Origin of the sequence: Pseudomonas sp. LAM2023 (assembly GCF_016620375.1) — a bacterium.
GTDB lineage: Bacteria > Pseudomonadota > Gammaproteobacteria > Pseudomonadales > Pseudomonadaceae > Aquipseudomonas > Aquipseudomonas anuradhapurensis.
On record NZ_JAENHV010000036.1, the window covers coordinates 390,067 to 408,177 of the forward strand.

The following is an 18,111-nucleotide window of genomic DNA, read 5'->3' on the forward strand; positions in this document are numbered from 1 at the left end:
CTCGGGCATAATCTGGCTTGATCAAGGGAGTGAACAAGTGACTGACATGCATATTGACCAAAAGGTACTCAGCGACCTGCGTGAAGTCATGGAGGATGGCTATCTGCAACTGGTGCAGACCTTCCTCGACGATTCCGAGCGGCGCCTGAGCCAGTTGCACGCGGCCAGAAGTGCCGAGGAACTCAGTACGGTCGCGCACAGCTTCAAGGGCAGCAGCAGCAACATGGGCGCCGTTGCCTTGGCCCGCCTGTGCCAGCAGCTGGAGGAGCGCGCGCGGCGGCCCCCGCTGTATGGCATTGAAGACCTGATCACCCGTATCGATCGGGAGTTCCTTGAAGTACAACATTTCTACCGGGGTGAGCAGCAACGTATTTTGACCGGTTGACAGGGCAACTTGGCCCGAGTCTTGCTTTGCTCTGCCTGGATGTCTTTTTTGTTCCTGGCGCGGAGACCGCTCGATGCCTGTCGCACCCAACCCATTGTTGCAAGCCAACGCCATTGCCAATACCTCGCGTTCGCCCGCCGCACAGGCCGACAAAGCGCTGCAGGCACCGGCGGACAAGGGCGCTGGCTTTGGTCAGGTAATGGCCAGGCAGGGCCGGGACAAGGCTGCTGGGCAGGATGACAAGGTCGCCCAGGCCAAGCCCAAGGACAAAGCCGAAGCGGCACCAGGCGGCAAGGCCGAGCCCGCCGACACGCCCGCTGTTGCCGATGACGGCAAACCCTTGCCAGCCGACGGCCAGGCCCCGCTGCAGGCTGACACCGACATGCGCGATGCCAGCCTGGTGGCCGGCCAGGTCACCGACGCCCAGCCCGGTGCGCAACTGATCCAGGCCCAGGCCGAGACCGTGGCACCGGTGCTGCAGGCCGCCACGGCGCAGCCCACGGTCGCGGCGCCTGCAGCGCCGGCCGCCGAGGAAACCTTCGACCCCGACGCCGACCCGCTGGCCAACCTGCCCACCTTGCGCTTGGCCCTGGAGCACAGTGCCCAGGCCAAAGGGACAACCTCGGTACATGCCCAGGACCCGGCGTCGGCCCAAGCTGACGATGCGCCTGTGGCCGTCAATACCTTGGCGAACCTGGTGCAGGATGCCGTGGGCGATTCGGCGGGCGCGGCTGATGCCGGCGAGCCTGGCGACAAGGCCTTCGGTGCCTTGCTCGAAGATGGCCTGAAGGACACCAGGAGCGCCAGCAGCGATACCCGCGTGGATGATTTCGCCAACCGCCTGGCCAACCTGACCCAGGCCGCCACGGCCAAGACCGCCAACGCCGTGCCGGCCAATGCCGGCCCGTTGCACCAGCCGCTGCCAATGAACCAGAACGCCTGGGCCGAGGGTCTGGTCAACCGGGTCATGTACCTGTCCAGCCAGAACCTCAAGTCGGCGGACATCCAGTTGGAGCCGGCAGAGCTTGGTCGGTTGGACATTCGCGTCAATGTTGCGACGGACCAGTCGACCCAGATCACCTTCATCAGTGGCCACGCCGGCGTGCGTGACGCCCTCGACAGCCAGGTGCATCGCCTGCGCGAACTGTTCACCCAGCAAGGCCTGGCCCAGCCGGATGTCAACGTGGCCGACCAGTCGCGTGGGCAGCAACAGCAGCAACAGCAGGCGCAGGCCCAGGGCAGCCAGTTGTCCGGGGTGGCGGCGCGGCAGGCGGAGCAGGGCGGTATCGAGAGCGCCGACAGCGGCAGGCCGGTGGAGCAGCAACTGGTTATCGGTGACAGTGCGGTCGACTACTACGCCTGATGCGGCTTCTGGCCGCACCGGCCGGTTCGCGGGTAAGCCCGCTCCCACGGGGCTTTCACCGCTTTCGAGCCCGGCGCGGTACCTGCAGGAGCGGGGCTCACTTGCGAATAGGGCAGAATCGTCGCGCCTGCTGAAATAGCCCTGTCTGCCAAATCTGGCATAACACTTGCTCAAGCCAAGCCATCCTCCCTTGAACCCCCGATGGACGACGGATTATTGGCATGGCGAAAAGCGAAGCAGTCAAAGACCCCGCTACTAAAGGCAAACTCAAGCTGATCCTGCTGGCGGTCGTCGGCCTGTTGCTGGCGATCGGCCTTTCGGTGGGCGCTACCTGGTTCATCATGCACAAGAGCGAGCCTGCCCCGGCCGCCGAGGCAACCGCCGGTAACGTCAAGCCTGCGGCGATCTACGAGCCGCTGGCCCCGGCCTTCGTGGTCAACTTCAACCAGAACGGTCGCCAGCGCTACATGCAGGTGAGCATTACCATGCAGGCGCGCAACCAGGCCGACCTGGATGCCCTCAAGGTGCACATGCCGGTCATCCGCAACAACCTGGTGATGATGTTCTCCGGGCAGGGCTTCGATACCCTGGCCGGCAGCCCGGTCGGGCAGGAGATGCTGCGCCAGAAGGCCACCGCGGTGGTTCAGGAAGTGGCGCAGAAGGAAGTCGGCAAGCCGGTCGTCGACCAGCTGCTGTTCACCAATTTCGTATTGCAGTAGGAGTCCGCAATGGCCGTACAGGACCTGCTGTCCCAGGATGAAATCGATGCCTTGTTGCATGGTGTCGACGACGGGCTGGTGCAGACCGAAAGCGCCACCGAGCCTGGCAGCATCAAGAGCTACGACCTGACCAGCCAGGACCGTATCGTGCGGGGTCGCATGCCGACCCTGGAAATGATCAACGAGCGCTTCGCCCGTTACACCCGGATCAGCATGTTCAACCTGCTGCGCCGTTCCGCCGACGTGGCGGTGGGTGGCGTGCAGGTGATGAAGTTCGGCGAGTACGTGCATTCGCTGTACGTGCCGACCAGCCTCAACCTGGTCAAGATCAAGCCGCTGCGCGGTACCGCGCTGTTCATCCTCGATGCCAAGCTGGTGTTCAAGCTGGTCGACAACTTCTTCGGCGGCGACGGCCGTCACGCCAAGATCGAAGGCCGCGAGTTCACCCCCACCGAGCTGCGCGTGGTGCGCATGGTGCTGGACCAGTGTTTCGTCGACTTGCGGGAAGCCTGGCAGGCGATCATGCCGGTCACCTTCGAGTACATGAACTCGGAGGTCAACCCGGCCATGGCCAACATTGTCGGCCCCAGCGAGGCGGTGGTGGTATCGACCTTCCACATCGAGCTGGACGGCGGTGGCGGCGACCTGCACGTGACCATGCCGTACTCGATGATCGAGCCGGTGCGGGAAATGCTCGATGCTGGCTTCCAGTCCGATCTGGACGACCAGGACGAGCGCTGGGTCAAGGCCCTGCGCGAGGACGTGCTGGACGTTGCCGTGCCGGTGAGCGCCACGGTTGCCCGGCGCCAGCTGAAGCTGCGCGACATCCTGCACATGCAGCCTGGCGACGTGATTCCGGTGGAGCTGCCTGAACACCTGGTGTTGCGCGCCAACGGCGTGCCTTCGTTCAAGGCGCGCCTGGGTTCGCACAAGGGCAACCTGGCGCTGCAGATCATCGACCCGATCGAACGCCGCTGATGGCGCGCCGGTCGCTCATAACGTATTGAATGCCTGTCGAGGAAATCATGGCTAACGAAAACGAGATCACCTCCCCAGAGGACCAGGCGCTGGCCGATGAATGGGCTGCAGCGCTGGAAGAAACCGGTGCAGCCGGCCAGGCCGACATCGATGCACTGCTGGGTGGCGACACCGCCGGCAGCGTCGGTGGCCCGGGTCGCTTGCCGATGGAAGAGTTCGCCAGCTCGCCGAAGCCGAGCGAGAATGTCAGCCTCGAAGGCCCGAACCTGGACGTGATCCTGGACATTCCGGTGAACATTTCCATGGAAGTGGGCAGCACCGAGATCAACATCCGCAACCTGCTGCAGCTCAACCAGGGTTCGGTCATCGAGCTGGACCGCCTGGCCGGTGAACCGCTCGATGTGCTGGTCAACGGCACGCTGATCGCCCATGGCGAAGTGGTGGTGGTCAACGAGAAGTTCGGCATTCGCCTGACCGACGTGATCAGCCCCAGCGAACGTATCAAGAAGCTGCGCTGAGTGAAGGGCACGATGCGCGCCAGCCTGGCGTTCGCCGCGCTGCTTGCCAGCCAGGCCTGCCTGGCCGCGGCCACCCCTGCGGCGACCCCTGCGGCTGCCCCTGGCAGCCTGGGTGGGCAGCTGGCGCAGATGGTTTTTGGCCTGCTGCTGGTGGTCGGCCTGATTTTCTTCCTGGCCTGGCTGCTGCGGCGCATGCAAGGGGCTGCGGTGAAGGGCGGGCAGGTGATCGAGATCGTCGGCAGCCGGGCCATCGGCCCGCGTGACCGGCTGTTGCTGGTGCAGGTGGGCAAGGCGCAGATCCTGATCGGCCATACCCCGGGCAGCATCGAGGCCCTGCATGTGCTGGCCGAACCCGTGGAAGTACCGGAAAGCGCCCGCCAGGTGACGCCGGAGTTCGCCCAGCGGCTGATGGAGCTGATGGGCAAGGACCCTAAGGACAAGAAGTGATGAGCGGCGCGCTGCGTTTGTTGTTGATTCTGGCGCTGCTGCTGGCGGCGCCGCTGGCCCTGGCCGCCGACCCGCTGTCGATCCCGGCCATCACCCTGTCCAATACCGCGGACGGGCAGCAGGAATATTCGGTCAGCCTGCAGATCCTGCTGATCATGACGGCGCTCAGCTTCATCCCGGCGTTCGTCATCCTGATGACCAGCTTCACCCGCATCATCATCGTGTTCTCGATCCTGCGCCAGGCCCTGGGCCTGCAGCAGACGCCGTCGAACCAGCTGCTCACCGGCATGGCGCTGTTCCTCACCATGTTCATCATGGCGCCGGTGTTCGACCGGGTGAACCAGGACGCGCTGCAGCCGTACCTGAAGGAACAGATGACCGCCCAGCAGGCCATCGACAAGGCCCAGGGGCCGCTCAAGGACTTCATGCTGGCGCAAACCCGGCAAAGCGACCTCGACCTGTTCATGCGCCTGTCCAAGCGCACCGACATCGCCGGCCCGGACCAGGTCCCGCTGACGATCCTGGTGCCGGCGTTCGTCACCTCCGAGCTGAAGACCGCGTTCCAGATCGGTTTCATGATCTTCATCCCGTTCCTGATCATCGACATGGTGGTGGCCAGTGTGCTGATGGCCATGGGCATGATGATGCTGTCGCCGCTGATCATTTCGTTGCCGTTCAAGATCATGCTGTTCGTGCTGGTCGATGGCTGGGCGCTGATCATGGGCACCCTGGCCAGCAGTTTCGGCGGCGTCTGACGCCGTCAAGGAGAGCCGCCGATGACCCCTGAAGTCGCTGTCGACCTGTTCCGCGATGCCTTGTGGCTGACCACCTTGATGGTGGCCGTGCTGGTGGTGCCGAGCCTGCTGGTGGGCCTGGTGGTGGCCATGTTCCAGGCTGCCACGCAGATCAACGAACAGACCTTGAGCTTTCTGCCGCGCCTGCTGGTGATGCTGGTCACGCTGATCGTTGCCGGGCCTTGGCTGGTACAGAAGTTCATGGAATATATCACCACGCTGTACACCAATATCCCGCAGCTGATCGGTTGACGTGGCAATGCTCGAGCTGACCGACACGCAGATCGGCACCTGGGTCGCCACCTTCATCCTGCCGTTGTTCAGGGTGACGGCGGTGCTGATGACCATGCCGATATTCGGTACCCGCATGCTCCCGGCGCGGGTGCGCCTGTACGTGGCGTTGGCGATTACCGTGGTGATCGTGCCGGCGCTGCCGCCGCTGCCCGAGTTCGACCCGCTGAGCCTGCGCGGCCTGCTGCTGTGCGCCGAGCAGATCATCGTCGGCGCGTTGTTCGGCCTGGCCCTGCAACTGCTGTTTCAGGCGTTCGTGGTTGCCGGGCAGATCGTCGCGGTGCAGATGGGCATGGCGTTCGCCTCGATGGTCGACCCGGGCAACGGCGTCAACGTCACCGTGGTCAGCCAGTTCATGACCATGCTGGTGAGCATCCTGTTCCTGTTGATGAACGGCCACCTGGTGGTGTTCGAGGTGCTGACGGAAAGTTTCACCACCTTGCCGGTGGGCAATGCGCTGGTGGTCAACCATTTCTGGGAACTTGCCGGGCGCCTGGGGTGGGTATTCGCTGCCGGGCTGCTGCTGATCCTGCCGGTGATTGCTGCGCTGCTGGTGGTCAACATCGCCTTCGGCGTGATGACCCGTGCCGCGCCGCAGCTGAACATCTTCTCCATCGGCTTCCCGCTGACCCTGGTCCTGGGCATGTTCATCTTCTGGGTCGGCCTGGCCGATATATTGTCCCACTACCAGGCATTGGCCAGCGAAGCGCTGCAATGGCTGCGTGAACTGGCGAGGGCGCGCTGAGCATGGCAGAAAGCGAGAGCGGCCAGGACAAGACCGAAGAGCCCACCGACAAGCGCAAGCGCGATGCTCGCGAGAAAGGCGAGATCGCGCGTTCCAAGGAGCTGAACACGGTGGCGGTGACCCTGGCCGGTGCCGGTGGCCTGCTGGCATTCGGCGGCTACCTGGCCGAGACGCTGCTGGCGATGATGCGCATGAACTTCAGCCTGAGCCGCGACATCATTGTCGACGAGCGGGCCATGGGGGCTTTTCTGCTGGCCTCGGGCAAGATGGCGATATGGGCTGTGCAGCCGGTCATGATCCTGCTGTTCGTGGTTTCCTTCGTGGCCCCGATTGCCCTCGGTGGATTCCTGTTCTCGGGCAGCCTGCTGCAGCCCAAGTTCAGCCGCATGAACCCGCTGTCGGGGATCAAGCGGATGTTCTCCATGCATGCCCTGACCGAACTGCTCAAGGCGCTGGCCAAGTTCTTCGTGATTCTGGTGGTGGCGGTGGTGGTATTGGTCAACGACCGCCAGGCCCTGCTGTCGATTGCCAACGAGCCGCTGGAGCAGGCGATCATCCATAGCCTGCAGGTGGTGGGTTGGAGTGCGTTGTGGATGTCGGCCGGGTTGCTGTTGATCGCCGCGGCGGACGTGCCGTTCCAGCTCTGGCAGACGCACAAGAAGCTGAAGATGACCAAGCAGGAAATCAAGGACGAGTACAAGGACAGCGAGGGCAAGCCCGAGGTCAAGCAGCGTATTCGCCAGCTGCAGCGCGAAGTGTCGCAGCGGCGCATGATGGCGGCGGTGCCGCAGGCCGACGTGATCATCACCAACCCCACGCACTATGCGGTGGCCCTGCAGTACGACCCGGAAAAGGGTGGCGCGGCGCCTTTGTTGCTGGCCAAGGGTACCGATTTCATTGCCTTGAAGATTCGCGAGATTGGCGCAGAGCACAAGATCCAGATCCTCGAATCGCCGGCCCTGGCGCGGGCGATCTATTACTCCACCGAGGTGGAACAGGAAATCCCTGCCGGCTTGTACCTGGCGGTGGCGCAGGTGCTGGCCTATGTGTTCCAGATCCGCCAGTACCGCGCTGGCAAGGGCAAGCGACCGGAGCCTTTGAAGGAAGATCTGCCGATTCCGCCGGACCTGCGGCGTGATAGCTGACAGGAGCCCGCCATGAGGCATGGCGCCTGCGAGATCGGGCGCCGCCCGCTCGGCGCTCGATCTCGCAGGCGCCAAATCTCTGAAGCCGGACAAAGTTGGAAAGCTTCTTGCAAAGCCACGCCCAGTCGCCCCCGGGGCGTCAAAGTTTTGCATCAAGAGGACTCGTGGTGGATCGCACTCAGTTAATCAGCAACGCCCGTCACAACCTGGCCGGGCTCGGCCGGGGCAACCTGGGCGTGCCGCTGTTGCTGCTGGTGATGTTGGCAATGATGATGTTGCCGATACCGCCGTTCCTGCTCGACGTGTTCTTCACCTTCAACATCGCCCTGTCGATCGTGGTGCTGCTGGTGTGCGTGTACGCCTTGCGCCCCCTCGACTTCGCCGCGTTCCCCACCATCCTGCTGGTGGCCACGCTGTTGCGCCTGGCCCTGAACGTGGCCTCCACCCGCGTGGTGATGCTGCACGGCCAGGAGGGCCACGGCGCTGCCGGCAAGGTGATCCAGGCCTTCGGTGAGGTGGTGATCGGCGGTAACTATGTGGTCGGCGCCGTGGTGTTCGCCATCCTCATGATCATCAACTTCGTGGTGGTGACCAAGGGTGCCGGGCGAATCTCGGAAGTGAGCGCGCGGTTTACCCTCGACGCCATGCCTGGCAAACAGATGGCTATCGATGCCGACCTCAACGCTGGCCTGATCGATCAGGCCCAGGCCAAGCACCGCCGTGCCGAGGTGGCCCAGGAGGCCGAGTTCTACGGTTCGATGGACGGTGCCAGCAAATTCGTGCGCGGTGACGCCATCGCCGGTTTGCTGATCCTGTTCATCAACCTGATCGGTGGCATGCTGATCGGCATGCTGCAGCACGGCATGAGCTTTGGCGATGCCGGCAAGGTATACGCCTTGCTGACCATCGGTGACGGTTTGGTGGCGCAGTTGCCATCACTGTTGCTGTCTACTGCGGCCGCCATCATGGTCACCCGCGCCTCGGGCTCCGAGGACATGGGCAAGCTGATCAACCGGCAGATGTTCGATTCGCCCAAGGCCCTGGCGGTGTCCGGGGCGCTGATGATCGTCATGGGCCTGGTGCCAGGCATGCCGCATATTGCCTTTCTCAGCCTCGGCCTGCTGGCTGGCGGTGGCGCCTATCTGGTGTGGAAGAAGCAGCAGAAGGCCAAGCTCGAGGCGCAGAGGGAAGCGCAGCGCCAGCAGGACTTGCTGCCTTCGCCGCAGCGTGCGCAGGAAACCAAGGAGCTGGGCTGGGATGACGTCACGCCCATCGACATGATCGGCCTGGAGGTCGGCTACCGGCTGATTCCGCTGGTCGACCGCAACCAGGGTGGCCAGTTGCTGGCGCGGATCAAGGGGGTGCGCAAGAAGCTCTCGCAGGACCTGGGCTTCCTCATGCCTACCGTGCACATCCGTGACAACCTCGACCTGCAGCCCAGCGCCTATCGCCTGACCCTGATGGGGGTGATCCTGGCCGAGGCAGAGATCTACCCGGACCGTGAGCTGGCCATCAACCCTGGCCAGGTGTTCGGTACCCTCAACGGCATCGCCGCGCGGGACCCGGCGTTTGGCCTGGAAGCGGTGTGGATCGACGTCGGCCAGCGCGCCCAGGCGCAGTCGCTGGGCTATACCGTGGTCGATGCCAGTACCGTGGTGGCCACCCACCTCAACCAGATTCTGCAGAAGCACTGTCACGAGCTGATCGGCCACGAAGAAGTCCAGCAATTGCTGCAGGTGCTGGCCAAGGCATCGCCTAAACTTGCCGAGGAGCTGGTGCCAGGTGTCATTTCCTTGTCGGGCCTGCTCAAGGTGCTGCAAGCGCTGTTGTCGGAGCAGGTGCCGGTGCGCGATATTCGCAGCATTGCCGAGGCGATCGCCAACAACGCCAGCAAGAGTCAAGATACCGCCGCGCTGGTGGCGGCGGTGCGCGTCGGATTGTGTCGCGCCATCGTGCAAAGCATTGTCGGCGTTGAGTCAGAGCTGCCAGTGATTACTCTGGAACCAAGGTTGGAACAGATTTTGCTCAATAGTCTGCAAAGGGCCGGGCAAGGTCAGGAAGACGGTGTTCTTCTGGAACCGAGCATGGCCGAGAAGCTGCAGCGTTCGCTGATCGAAGCGGCCCAGCGCCAGGAAATGCAGGGCCAGCCGGCCATCCTCCTGGTCGCCGGCCCGATCCGCGCCATGCTGTCGCGTTTCGGTCGCCTGGCTGTACCGAATTTGCATGTTCTGGCGTATCAGGAAATACCGGACAACAAGCAAGTCACCATCGTTGCCACCGTGGGCCCTAACGGCTGAGGTAGTGGATAATGCAAGTTAAGCGATTTTTCGCCGCCGATATGCGTCAGGCCATGAAGCTGGTCCGTGATGAGCTGGGCGCTGATGCCGCCATCATCGGCAACCGCCGCATCGCCGGAGGTGTCGAACTGACGGCTGCGCTGGACTACAAGCTGTCCGCCCTGGCCCCGCGTGTGCCCAATGCCGAGCTGGAAGAAGAGCTGCGCAAGACCCATACGCGCATCGCCACTGCCCGTGCCGAGCTGGATCCCCGCCCGGACAGCAGCGACAACAACCGCCAATTGTTCGCCGGGCAGTCGCTGACCGCCGCCGAGCCGTTGATCGAACCACACGTCGACGCCCCCGCGCCTGCCGCTGCAGCCCCGGCTGCGGCGCCGGTCGATGCGCGCCTGGTCGATGCCATGCGCTCCGAGCTGTCTGGCCTGCGCGAGCTGCTGGAAGTACAGCTCGGCTCGCTGGCCTGGAACCAGCTGCAGGGCAGCAAGCCGCAGCAGGCCACGCTCTGGCGCCGCCTGCAGCGCATCGGCCTGTCTGGCCCGATCGCCCGTGAGCTGCTCGACCTGACCGCCGAAATCGACGAGCCACGCCAGGCCTGGCGCATGTTGCTGGCGCACCTGGCGCGGATGATCGACATCCCCGAGATCGAGCCGATCGAAGAGGGCGGGGTGATCGCCATGGTCGGCCCTGCCGGCATGGGCAAGACCACCACCTTGGCCAAGCTGGCCGCGCGTTACGTACTCAAGTACGGCGCCCACAACCTGGCGCTGGTAAGCATGGACAGCTTCCGCATCGGTGCGCAGGAGCAACTCAAGACCCTGGGCCGCATCCTCAACGTACCGGTGACCTACGTCGACCCTGGCCAGTCACTGGCTGCGGCGCTGGAGCCACTGCTGCGCAAGCGCGTGGTGCTGATCGATACCGCTGGCCTGCAGGCCAGCGACCCGGCCCTGCGCATGCAACTGGAAACCCTGGCCGGGCGCGGCATTGCCGCGAAGAACTACCTGGTCCTGGCCACCACCAGCCAGAAGCAGGTGCTGACCGCCGCCTACCACAGCTACAAACGCTGCGGTCTGGCCGGCTGCATCCTGACCAAACTCGATGAAACGGCAAGCCTGGGTGATGTCCTGAGCCTTGCCATCAGTCATGAACTGCCAGTGGCCTACCTGACCGATGGGCCGCGCATTCCTGACGACCTGCACCTGCCGCGAGGGCACCAGTTGGTGTCGCGTGCGGTCAATGTGCAGCAGCAGGACGAGCCCAGCGAAGAGGCCATGGCCGACATGTTCGCTGATCTCTATCACAACCCACGGCGAGCGGGTTGATGATGAAGCGTGTGCAAGGTAGCTATGCCAAGGGGTACGCAGAATTGCCCCACGTGTGGCCTGAGTCCCAGCGAGACAAGGTAAATAACAGACATGGGTAGCATGCATCCCGTACAGGTGATCGCCGTGACCGGTGGCAAAGGTGGCGTCGGCAAGACTAACGTTTCAGTGAACTTGTCTCTGGCGCTGGCCGAGCTCGGCCGCAGGGTCATGCTGCTCGACGCCGACCTGGGCCTGGCCAACGTCGACGTGTTGCTCGGCCTTACGCCCAAGCGCACCCTGGCCGATGTCATCGAGGGGCGCTGCGAGCTGCGTGACGTGATGCTGCAGGGCCCTGGCGGTGTGCGCATCGTCCCGGCGGCCTCGGGCACCCAGAGCATGGTGCACCTGGCCCCGGCCCAGCATGCCGGGTTGATCCAGGCGTTCAGCGAAATCGGCGACAACCTCGACGTGCTGGTGATCGACACCGCTGCCGGTATTGGTGACTCGGTGGTCAGCTTCGTCCGCGCGGCCCAGGAAGTGCTGCTGGTGGTGTGTGACGAACCCACGTCCATCACCGATGCCTATGCCCTGATCAAGCTGCTCAACCGCGACTACGGCATGAACCGCTTCCGCGTGTTGGCCAACATGGCCCAGAGCCCGCAGGAAGGGCGCAACCTGTTTGCCAAGCTGACCAAGGTCACCGACCGCTTCCTCGATGTCGCCCTGCAGTACGTGGGCGCCGTGCCGTATGACGAATGCGTGCGCAAGGCCGTGCAGAAGCAGCGCGCCGTCTACGAAGCCTTCCCTCGCTCCAAGTGCGCCCTGGCATTCAAGGCGATTGCGCAGAAGGTCGACAGCTGGCCGCTGCCGGCCAACCCGCGCGGTCACCTGGAATTCTTTGTCGAGCGCCTGGTGCAACCCACCAGCGCGGGACCCGTGTTATGAATGCGAGTGGTTTCAAGATGTACAGCCGAGCATCGAAAGACGCGCAGTACGAGCTGATCGAGCGCTACGCCCCATTGGTCAAGCGCATCGCCTACCACCTGTTGGCGCGGTTGCCGGCCAACGTGCAGGTCGAGGACCTGATCCAGGCCGGCATGATCGGCCTGCTGGAAGTGGCCAACAAGTACGATGCCAGCAAGGGCGCCAGCTTTGAAACTTACGCTGGCATTCGTATTCGCGGCGCCATGCTCGACGAAGTGCGCAAGGGCGACTGGGCGCCACGTTCGGTGCACCGCAACACGCGCATGGTCAGTGACGCGATGCGTGCCGTGGAGGCCAGAACCGGGCGTGACGCTAAAGATCATGAAGTTGCTGCCGAACTCCAGTTGAGTCTCGATGATTACTACGGGATCTTGAACGATACCCTGGGCAGCCGCCTGTTCAGCTTCGACGACCTGCTGCAGGACGGCGAGCACGAAGGGTTGCATGAGGATGGTGCCAGTGGTCAGGTCGAACCTGCACGTGGCCTGGAGGACGAGCGCTTCCAGGCGGCCCTGACCGAGGCCATCGCCAACCTGCCGGAGCGTGAGCGCCTGGTGCTGGCGCTGTACTACGACGAAGAGCTGAACCTCAAGGAAATCGGTGAGGTGCTTGGGGTCAGCGAGTCGCGAGTCAGCCAGTTGCACAGCCAGTGTGCCGCGCGCCTGCGCAGCCGCCTGGGCGAATGGCGGGCGCGTTGAACCCGGTGTCGTTGCAGTCGTTTTCCACGTTGTACCCAATTGATTGAATGCGTGCTCGGGGCCGAGCGCGTTAGAGACTGCTTGGAGGTCTACTTGAACAAAGACATGAAAATCCTCATCGTTGACGACTTTTCGACGATGCGGCGGATCATCAAGAACCTGTTGCGTGACCTGGGCTTCACCAACACGGAGGAGGCCGATGACGGCATCACGGCGCTGCCGATGCTGGAGAACGGCCACTACGATTTCCTGGTGACCGACTGGAACATGCCCGGCATGTCCGGCATCGACCTGCTGCGCAAGGTGCGTGCCAGCGACAAGCTGAAAGCCATGCCGGTACTGATGGTGACCGCCGAGGCCAAGCGCGACCAGATCATTGAAGCGGCCCAGGCCGGGGTCAATGGCTATGTGGTCAAGCCGTTCACCGCCCAGGTGCTCAAGGAAAAGATCGAGAAGATCTTCGAACGCGTCAACGGCTGAGTCTCGTCAGGGGGGCGCCATGGATTCATCACAAACGTCTTTGGGCGAGTTCGAGTCGACCCTGAAGAAGCATGCCCAGGAACTGGTCGCAAGCCTTGAGCACGGCCGGTTCGGCGAGGCGGTGCAGCTGATCCACGAGCTGAACCAGACCCGCGACCGCGGCCTGTACCAGGAAGTCGGCAAGCTCACCCGTGAGCTGCACAGTGCCATTGTCAGTTTCCAGATCGACCCGACCATGCCGCAGGCCGAGGAGGTGTCGCAGATAACCGACGCCACCGAGCGCCTGTCCTACGTGGTCAGGCTCACCGAGGGCGCGGCCAACCGCACCATGGACCTGGTCGAGGAAAGCACCCCGGTGCTCAACGACCTGGCCAGCGAGGCTGCGGCCCTGAGCAGCGACTGGCAGCGTTTCATGCGCCGTGAAGTGGCTGCGCCGGAGTTTCGCGACCTGGTGAAGCGGGTTGACAGTTTCCTGACGCACAGCGCCGAAGGTAACCGCAAGGTTGCCGGCCACCTCAACGACATTCTGCTGGCCCAGGACTATCAGGACCTGACCGGCCAAGTGATCAAGCGCGTCACCGCGTTGGTGACCGAAGTGGAAAGCAACCTGCTGAAACTGGTGCTGATGGCCAGCCAGGTCGACCGCTTTGCGGGTATCCAGCATGACCACGATCAACTGCGCGCAGAAAAAGATCGAGAAAAACATCCGACTCGGGGTGAAGGTCCGCAGATTCATGCCGATAAGCGTGAAGACGTCGTGTCCGGTCAGGACGATGTCGATGATCTGCTGTCCAGCCTGGGTTTTTAAGGAGCACCTTTGATGAGCTTCGGCGCCGATGAAGAAATCCTCCAGGATTTCCTGGTAGAAGCCGGCGAAATTCTTGAGCAACTGTCCGAGCAACTGGTCGAGCTGGAAAGCCGGCCCGACGATGCCGACCTGCTCAATGCGATCTTTCGCGGTTTCCACACTGTAAAAGGGGGCGCCGGCTTCCTCCAGCTCAACGAGCTGGTGGAGTGCTGCCATATCGCCGAGAACGTGTTCGACATCCTGCGCAAAGGTGAGCGCCGGGTCGATGCGGAACTGATGGATGTGGTGCTCGAGGCACTGGATACGGTCAACAGCATGTTTGGCCAGGTGCGCGAACGCAGCGAAGTGACCCCGGCCACCCCCGAGCTGCTGGCGGCGTTGTCGCGCCTGGCCGAGCCGGGCGCTGCGCAAGAAGCCGAAGCGCCTGCCGCTGCGGCAGCGGAGCCGGTTGTCGAGGCTGCCGCCGAAGAGCAGGACATCACCGACAGCGAGTTCGAGCAGTTGCTCGACTCGCTCGATGCGGTCAAGGCGCAAGCTGCGGCCGACGAGCAGCTGCAGGGCGAGACCGTCAGTGGCGAAGGTGACGAGATCACCGATGCCGAATTCGAATCGCTGCTCGACCAGTTGCACGGCAAGGGCCAGTTCAGTGCCGAGCTTGCCGCGCCAGCGGTCGCCAGCGCGCCACAAGCGGCCAGCGACGAAATCACCGACGCCGAGTTCGAATCGCTGCTCGACCAGTTGCATGGCAAGGGCACCTTCCAGGCCGACGCCTTGCCGGCCGCCAAGGCTTCGGCGCCTGCCGCTGCTGACCCTGGCGCCGCTGGTGACGAAATCAGCGAGCACGAGTTCGAGGCGCTGCTGGACCAGTTGCACGGCAAGGGCAAGTTCGGCGGCGAAGTGGTCGCTGCCGAAACCCCCGCTGCGGCCAAGGTGCAAGCGCCGGCTGCCGCCAAGGCCGACAGCCAGCCAGTGGCCAAGCCTGCCGCAGCGCCAGCCCCTGCTGCGGCTCCCGCAGCGTCCAGCAAGCCTGCTGCGGCGCCACGCGCGCCGGCCCCGGCTGCCGACAAGCACGGCGCCAGCGAAGCGGAAACCACCGTGCGGGTTGATACCGCGCGCCTGGACGAGATCATGAACATGGTCGGCGAACTGGTGCTGGTGCGTAACCGCCTGGTGCGCCTGGGCCTGAACAGCGGCGACGAGGCCATGTCCAAGGCCGTGTCCAACCTCGACGTGGTCACCGCCGACCTGCAGACCGCGGTGATGAAAACCCGCATGCAGCCGATCAAGAAAGTCTTCGGCCGCTTCCCGCGCCTGGTACGTGACCTGGCCCGCCAGTTGAAGAAAGAGATCAACCTGGAGCTGGTCGGTGAAGAAACCGACCTCGACAAGAACCTGGTCGAGGCCCTGGCCGACCCGTTGGTGCACCTGGTGCGCAACGCGGTCGACCACGGCGTGGAAATGCCTGAAGAACGTGAGGCTGCAGGCAAGCCGCGTACTGGCCGGGTGGTACTGTCGGCGGAGCAGGAAGGCGACCACATCCTGTTGTCGATCTCTGACGACGGCAAGGGCATGGACCCCAACATCCTGCGCGCCAAGGCCGTGGAAAAGGGCCTGATGGACAAGGACGCCGCCGATCGCCTGAGCGAATCGGACTGCTACAACCTGATCTTCGCCCCGGGCTTCTCGACCAAGACCGAGATTTCCGACGTGTCTGGCCGTGGTGTCGGCATGGACGTGGTGAAGACCAAGATTTCCCAGCTCAACGGCTCGATCAACATCTTCTCGGCCAAGGGCCAGGGCTCGAAGATCGTCATCAAGGTGCCGCTGACCCTGGCGATCATGCCGACCCTGATGGTGATGCTGGGCAACCAGGCGTTCGCCTTCCCGCTGGTCAACGTCAACGAAATCTTCCACCTCGACCTGTCGCGCACCAACGTGGTCGACGGCCAGGAAGTGGTGATCGTACGCGACAAGGCATTGCCGTTGTTCTACCTCAAGCGCTGGCTGGTCCAGGGCCAGGTGCACGAAGAGCAGCACGAGGGTCATGTGGTGATCCTGTCGGTCGGCACCCAGCGCATCGGCTTTGTCGTCGATCAACTGGTTGGCCAGGAAGAAGTGGTAATCAAGCCGCTGGGCAAGATGCTGCAGGGCACCCCGGGGATGTCCGGGGCCACCATTACCGGCGACGGTCGCATCGCGTTGATTCTCGACGTCCCGAGCATGCTCAAGCGTTACGCCGCACGGCGTATTTGATTTCGGTGGCGCACCCTGGCGGGTTGCGCCACCTAACGGAGTGTTTATGGCAGTCAAGGTCCTGGTGGTGGATGATTCCGGTTTCTTCCGCCGCCGCGTCTCGGAAATCCTCGCGGCGGATCCGACGATCCAGGTGGTGGGTACCGCGACCAATGGCAGGGAAGCAATCGACCAGGCGCTGGCGCTCAAGCCCGATGTCATCACCATGGACTACGAGATGCCCATGATGGACGGCATCACCGCAGTGCGGCATATCATGCAGCGCTGCCCGACGCCGGTGTTGATGTTCTCGTCGCTGACCCATGAAGGTGCCCGCGTCACCCTCGACGCACTGGATGCCGGGGCGGTGGATTATCTGCCGAAGAATTTCGAGGACATCTCGCGCAACCCGGAAAAGGTCAAGCAGCTGCTGTGCGAGAAGGTGCATACCATTTCCCGCAGCAACCGCCGCTTTGGCAGCTACGCCAGCCCCGCGCCAGTGGCTACGCCGGCGCCTGCCAGCAGCATCGCCAGCCCGGCCCCGGCACGTACGCCGGTAACCAGCCGTGCCGCAGCCCCGGTAGCCGCGCCAGCGCATTCGCCGGCGCCCAAGCGCAAGCCGTACAAGCTGGTGGCCATTGGCACCTCCACTGGTGGCCCGGTTGCCCTGCAGCGTGTGCTGACCCAGCTGCCAGCCAACTTCCCGGCACCGATCGTGCTGATCCAGCACATGCCGGCGGCGTTCACCAAGGCCTTCGCCGAACGCCTGGACAAGCTGTGCCGCATCAGTGTCAAGGAAGCTGAGGACGGCGACATGCTGCGCCCTGGCCTGGCGCTGCTGGCACCCGGTGGCAAGCAGATGATGATCGACGGCCGTGGTACGGTGAAGATCCTGCCCGGTGACGAGCGCCTGAACTACAAGCCGTGCGTGGACATCACCTTCGCCTCGGCGGCCAAGTCGTATGGCGACAAGGTGCTGTCGGTGGTGCTCACCGGCATGGGCGCCGATGGCCGTGAAGGCGCCCGCCTGCTCAAGCAGGGCGGCAGCACGGTGTGGGCCCAGGATGAAGCCAGCTGCGTGATCTATGGCATGCCCATGGCCATCGTCAAGGCCAACCTCGCCGATGCGGTGTACAGCCTGGACGATATCGGCAAGCACCTGGTGGAGGCGTGCGTCTGATGGACGTGCTCAGCCTGATCGGCCTGATCCTCGCGTTTGTCGCCATCGTCGGTGGCAACTTCCTCGAAGGCGGCCATGTTGGCGCGCTGATCAATGGCCCTGCGGCGCTGATCGTGCTCGGCGGCACCCTGGCGGCGGCCTTGCTGCAGTCGCCGCTGGCGTCGTTCAAGCGCGCCTTGCAGATTCTGCGCTGGATCCTGTTCCCGCCACGGGTCGACCTGGCCGGCGGCATCGATCGCGTGGTGAACTGGAGCCTGACGGCGCGCAAGGAAGGCCTGCTGGGCCTGGAAGGGGTGGCCGATGCCGAGTCCGACCCGTATGCCCGCAAAGGCTTGCAACTGCTGGTGGACGGCGCCGAGCCGGAGGCCATCCGCAGCATCCTTGAGGTGGATTTCCTGACCCAGGAAAGCCGTGATATCCAGGCTGCCAAAGTGTTCGAGAGCATGGGCGGCTACGCGCCGACCATCGGCATCATCGGCGCGGTGATGGGCCTGATCCACGTGATGGGCAATCTGGCTGATCCGTCGCAACTGGGCAACGGCATTGCCGTGGCCTTCGTCGCCACCATCTACGGTGTGGCCAGCGCCAACCTGGTGTTGCTGCCGATCGCCAACAAGCTGAAGGCCATCGTCATGCGCCAGTCGCGCTACCGCGAGATGTTGCTCGAAGGCCTGCTGTCGATTGCCGAAGGCGAGAACCCCCGCTCGATCGAGCTGAAGCTGCAAGGCTTCATGGAGTAACCC

19 protein-coding genes are annotated in these 18,111 nt (G+C 63.8%); all 19 read left to right on the plus strand.

Features of this window, described 5'->3' with window-relative positions:
* Positions 1–37: 37 nt before the first annotated feature.
* The 19 genes from JKP78_RS21535 (at position 38) to JKP78_RS21625 (ending at position 18,108) form a co-directional block, all read left to right on the plus strand.
* A complete protein-coding gene (locus tag JKP78_RS21535) occupies positions 38–385 on the plus strand; it encodes an Hpt domain-containing protein (RefSeq protein WP_186688784.1) in 348 nt (115 codons plus the stop codon).
* 73 nt (positions 386–458) lie between these two features.
* Entirely contained in the window at positions 459–1,748 is a 1,290-nt protein-coding gene (locus tag JKP78_RS21540) for a flagellar hook-length control protein FliK (protein ID WP_200627561.1), read from the plus strand.
* A gap of 221 nt (positions 1,749–1,969) precedes the next feature.
* Positions 1,970–2,467 (plus strand): flagellar basal body-associated protein FliL, encoded by a 498-nt coding sequence (fliL, locus tag JKP78_RS21545; RefSeq protein WP_186679730.1) that lies wholly within the window; start codon positions 1,970–1,972, stop codon positions 2,465–2,467.
* A gap of 9 nt (positions 2,468–2,476) precedes the next feature.
* On the plus strand, positions 2,477–3,445 hold the full coding sequence (gene fliM, locus JKP78_RS21550) for a flagellar motor switch protein FliM (RefSeq protein ID WP_170031096.1): 969 nt from the start codon (positions 2,477–2,479) through the stop codon (positions 3,443–3,445).
* A gap of 47 nt (positions 3,446–3,492) precedes the next feature.
* Positions 3,493–3,963, plus strand: a complete 471-nt coding sequence (gene fliN, locus JKP78_RS21555) for a flagellar motor switch protein FliN (protein WP_186679736.1) — start codon at positions 3,493–3,495, stop codon at positions 3,961–3,963.
* A gap of 12 nt (positions 3,964–3,975) precedes the next feature.
* The gene (gene fliO / locus JKP78_RS21560; protein WP_200627562.1) at positions 3,976–4,410 is read left to right on the plus strand and encodes a flagellar biosynthetic protein FliO; all 435 of its coding nucleotides are present in this window, start codon (positions 3,976–3,978) and stop codon (positions 4,408–4,410) included.
* Positions 4,410–5,165 (plus strand): flagellar type III secretion system pore protein FliP, encoded by a 756-nt coding sequence (gene fliP, locus JKP78_RS21565; protein WP_170031094.1) that lies wholly within the window; start codon positions 4,410–4,412, stop codon positions 5,163–5,165. The genes fliO and fliP overlap by 1 nt, the downstream gene beginning before the upstream one ends.
* A gap of 21 nt (positions 5,166–5,186) precedes the next feature.
* A complete protein-coding gene (gene fliQ, locus JKP78_RS21570) occupies positions 5,187–5,456 on the plus strand; it encodes a flagellar biosynthesis protein FliQ (RefSeq protein ID WP_016488420.1) in 270 nt (89 codons plus the stop codon).
* A 7-nt stretch (positions 5,457–5,463) separates the two neighbouring features.
* Positions 5,464–6,240: a flagellar biosynthetic protein FliR gene (fliR, locus tag JKP78_RS21575; RefSeq protein ID WP_170031092.1), complete on the plus strand. Its 777-nt coding sequence runs from the start codon at positions 5,464–5,466 to the stop codon at positions 6,238–6,240.
* A 2-nt stretch (positions 6,241–6,242) separates the two neighbouring features.
* A complete protein-coding gene (flhB, locus tag JKP78_RS21580) occupies positions 6,243–7,385 on the plus strand; it encodes a flagellar biosynthesis protein FlhB (RefSeq protein WP_186688797.1) in 1,143 nt (380 codons plus the stop codon).
* Between the two features lie 167 nt (positions 7,386–7,552).
* Complete coding sequence (flhA, locus tag JKP78_RS21585; protein ID WP_170031090.1) at positions 7,553–9,682, plus strand: flagellar biosynthesis protein FlhA; 2,130 nt, start codon at positions 7,553–7,555, stop codon at positions 9,680–9,682.
* Positions 9,683–9,693: 11 nt separating this feature from the next.
* Positions 9,694–11,004: a flagellar biosynthesis protein FlhF gene (gene flhF, locus JKP78_RS21590; protein ID WP_186688799.1), complete on the plus strand. Its 1,311-nt coding sequence runs from the start codon at positions 9,694–9,696 to the stop codon at positions 11,002–11,004.
* A gap of 84 nt (positions 11,005–11,088) precedes the next feature.
* A complete protein-coding gene (fleN, locus tag JKP78_RS21595; RefSeq protein ID WP_170034241.1) occupies positions 11,089–11,931 on the plus strand; it encodes a flagellar synthesis regulator FleN in 843 nt (280 codons plus the stop codon).
* The gene (gene fliA, locus JKP78_RS21600; RefSeq protein ID WP_046614576.1) at positions 11,928–12,668 is read left to right on the plus strand and encodes an RNA polymerase sigma factor FliA; all 741 of its coding nucleotides are present in this window, start codon (positions 11,928–11,930) and stop codon (positions 12,666–12,668) included. Before fleN ends, fliA begins: the two co-directional genes overlap by 4 nt.
* 105 nt (positions 12,669–12,773) lie before the next feature.
* Complete coding sequence (locus JKP78_RS21605) at positions 12,774–13,148, plus strand: chemotaxis response regulator CheY (RefSeq protein ID WP_170031088.1); 375 nt, start codon at positions 12,774–12,776, stop codon at positions 13,146–13,148.
* Positions 13,149–13,167: 19 nt separating this feature from the next.
* A complete protein-coding gene (locus tag JKP78_RS21610; RefSeq protein WP_170031087.1) occupies positions 13,168–13,956 on the plus strand; it encodes a protein phosphatase CheZ in 789 nt (262 codons plus the stop codon).
* A gap of 12 nt (positions 13,957–13,968) precedes the next feature.
* A complete protein-coding gene (locus JKP78_RS21615) occupies positions 13,969–16,209 on the plus strand; it encodes a chemotaxis protein CheA (protein WP_200627563.1) in 2,241 nt (746 codons plus the stop codon).
* 46 nt (positions 16,210–16,255) lie between these two features.
* Positions 16,256–17,368 carry a protein-glutamate methylesterase/protein-glutamine glutaminase gene (locus JKP78_RS21620; RefSeq protein WP_186688805.1) on the plus strand — a complete coding sequence of 371 codons (1,113 nt, stop codon included), beginning with the start codon at positions 16,256–16,258 and terminating at the stop codon, positions 17,366–17,368.
* Positions 17,368–18,108 (plus strand): flagellar motor protein, encoded by a 741-nt coding sequence (locus JKP78_RS21625; protein ID WP_186688808.1) that lies wholly within the window; start codon positions 17,368–17,370, stop codon positions 18,106–18,108. Before JKP78_RS21620 ends, JKP78_RS21625 begins: the two co-directional genes overlap by 1 nt.
* Positions 18,109–18,111: the final 3 nt, after the last annotated feature.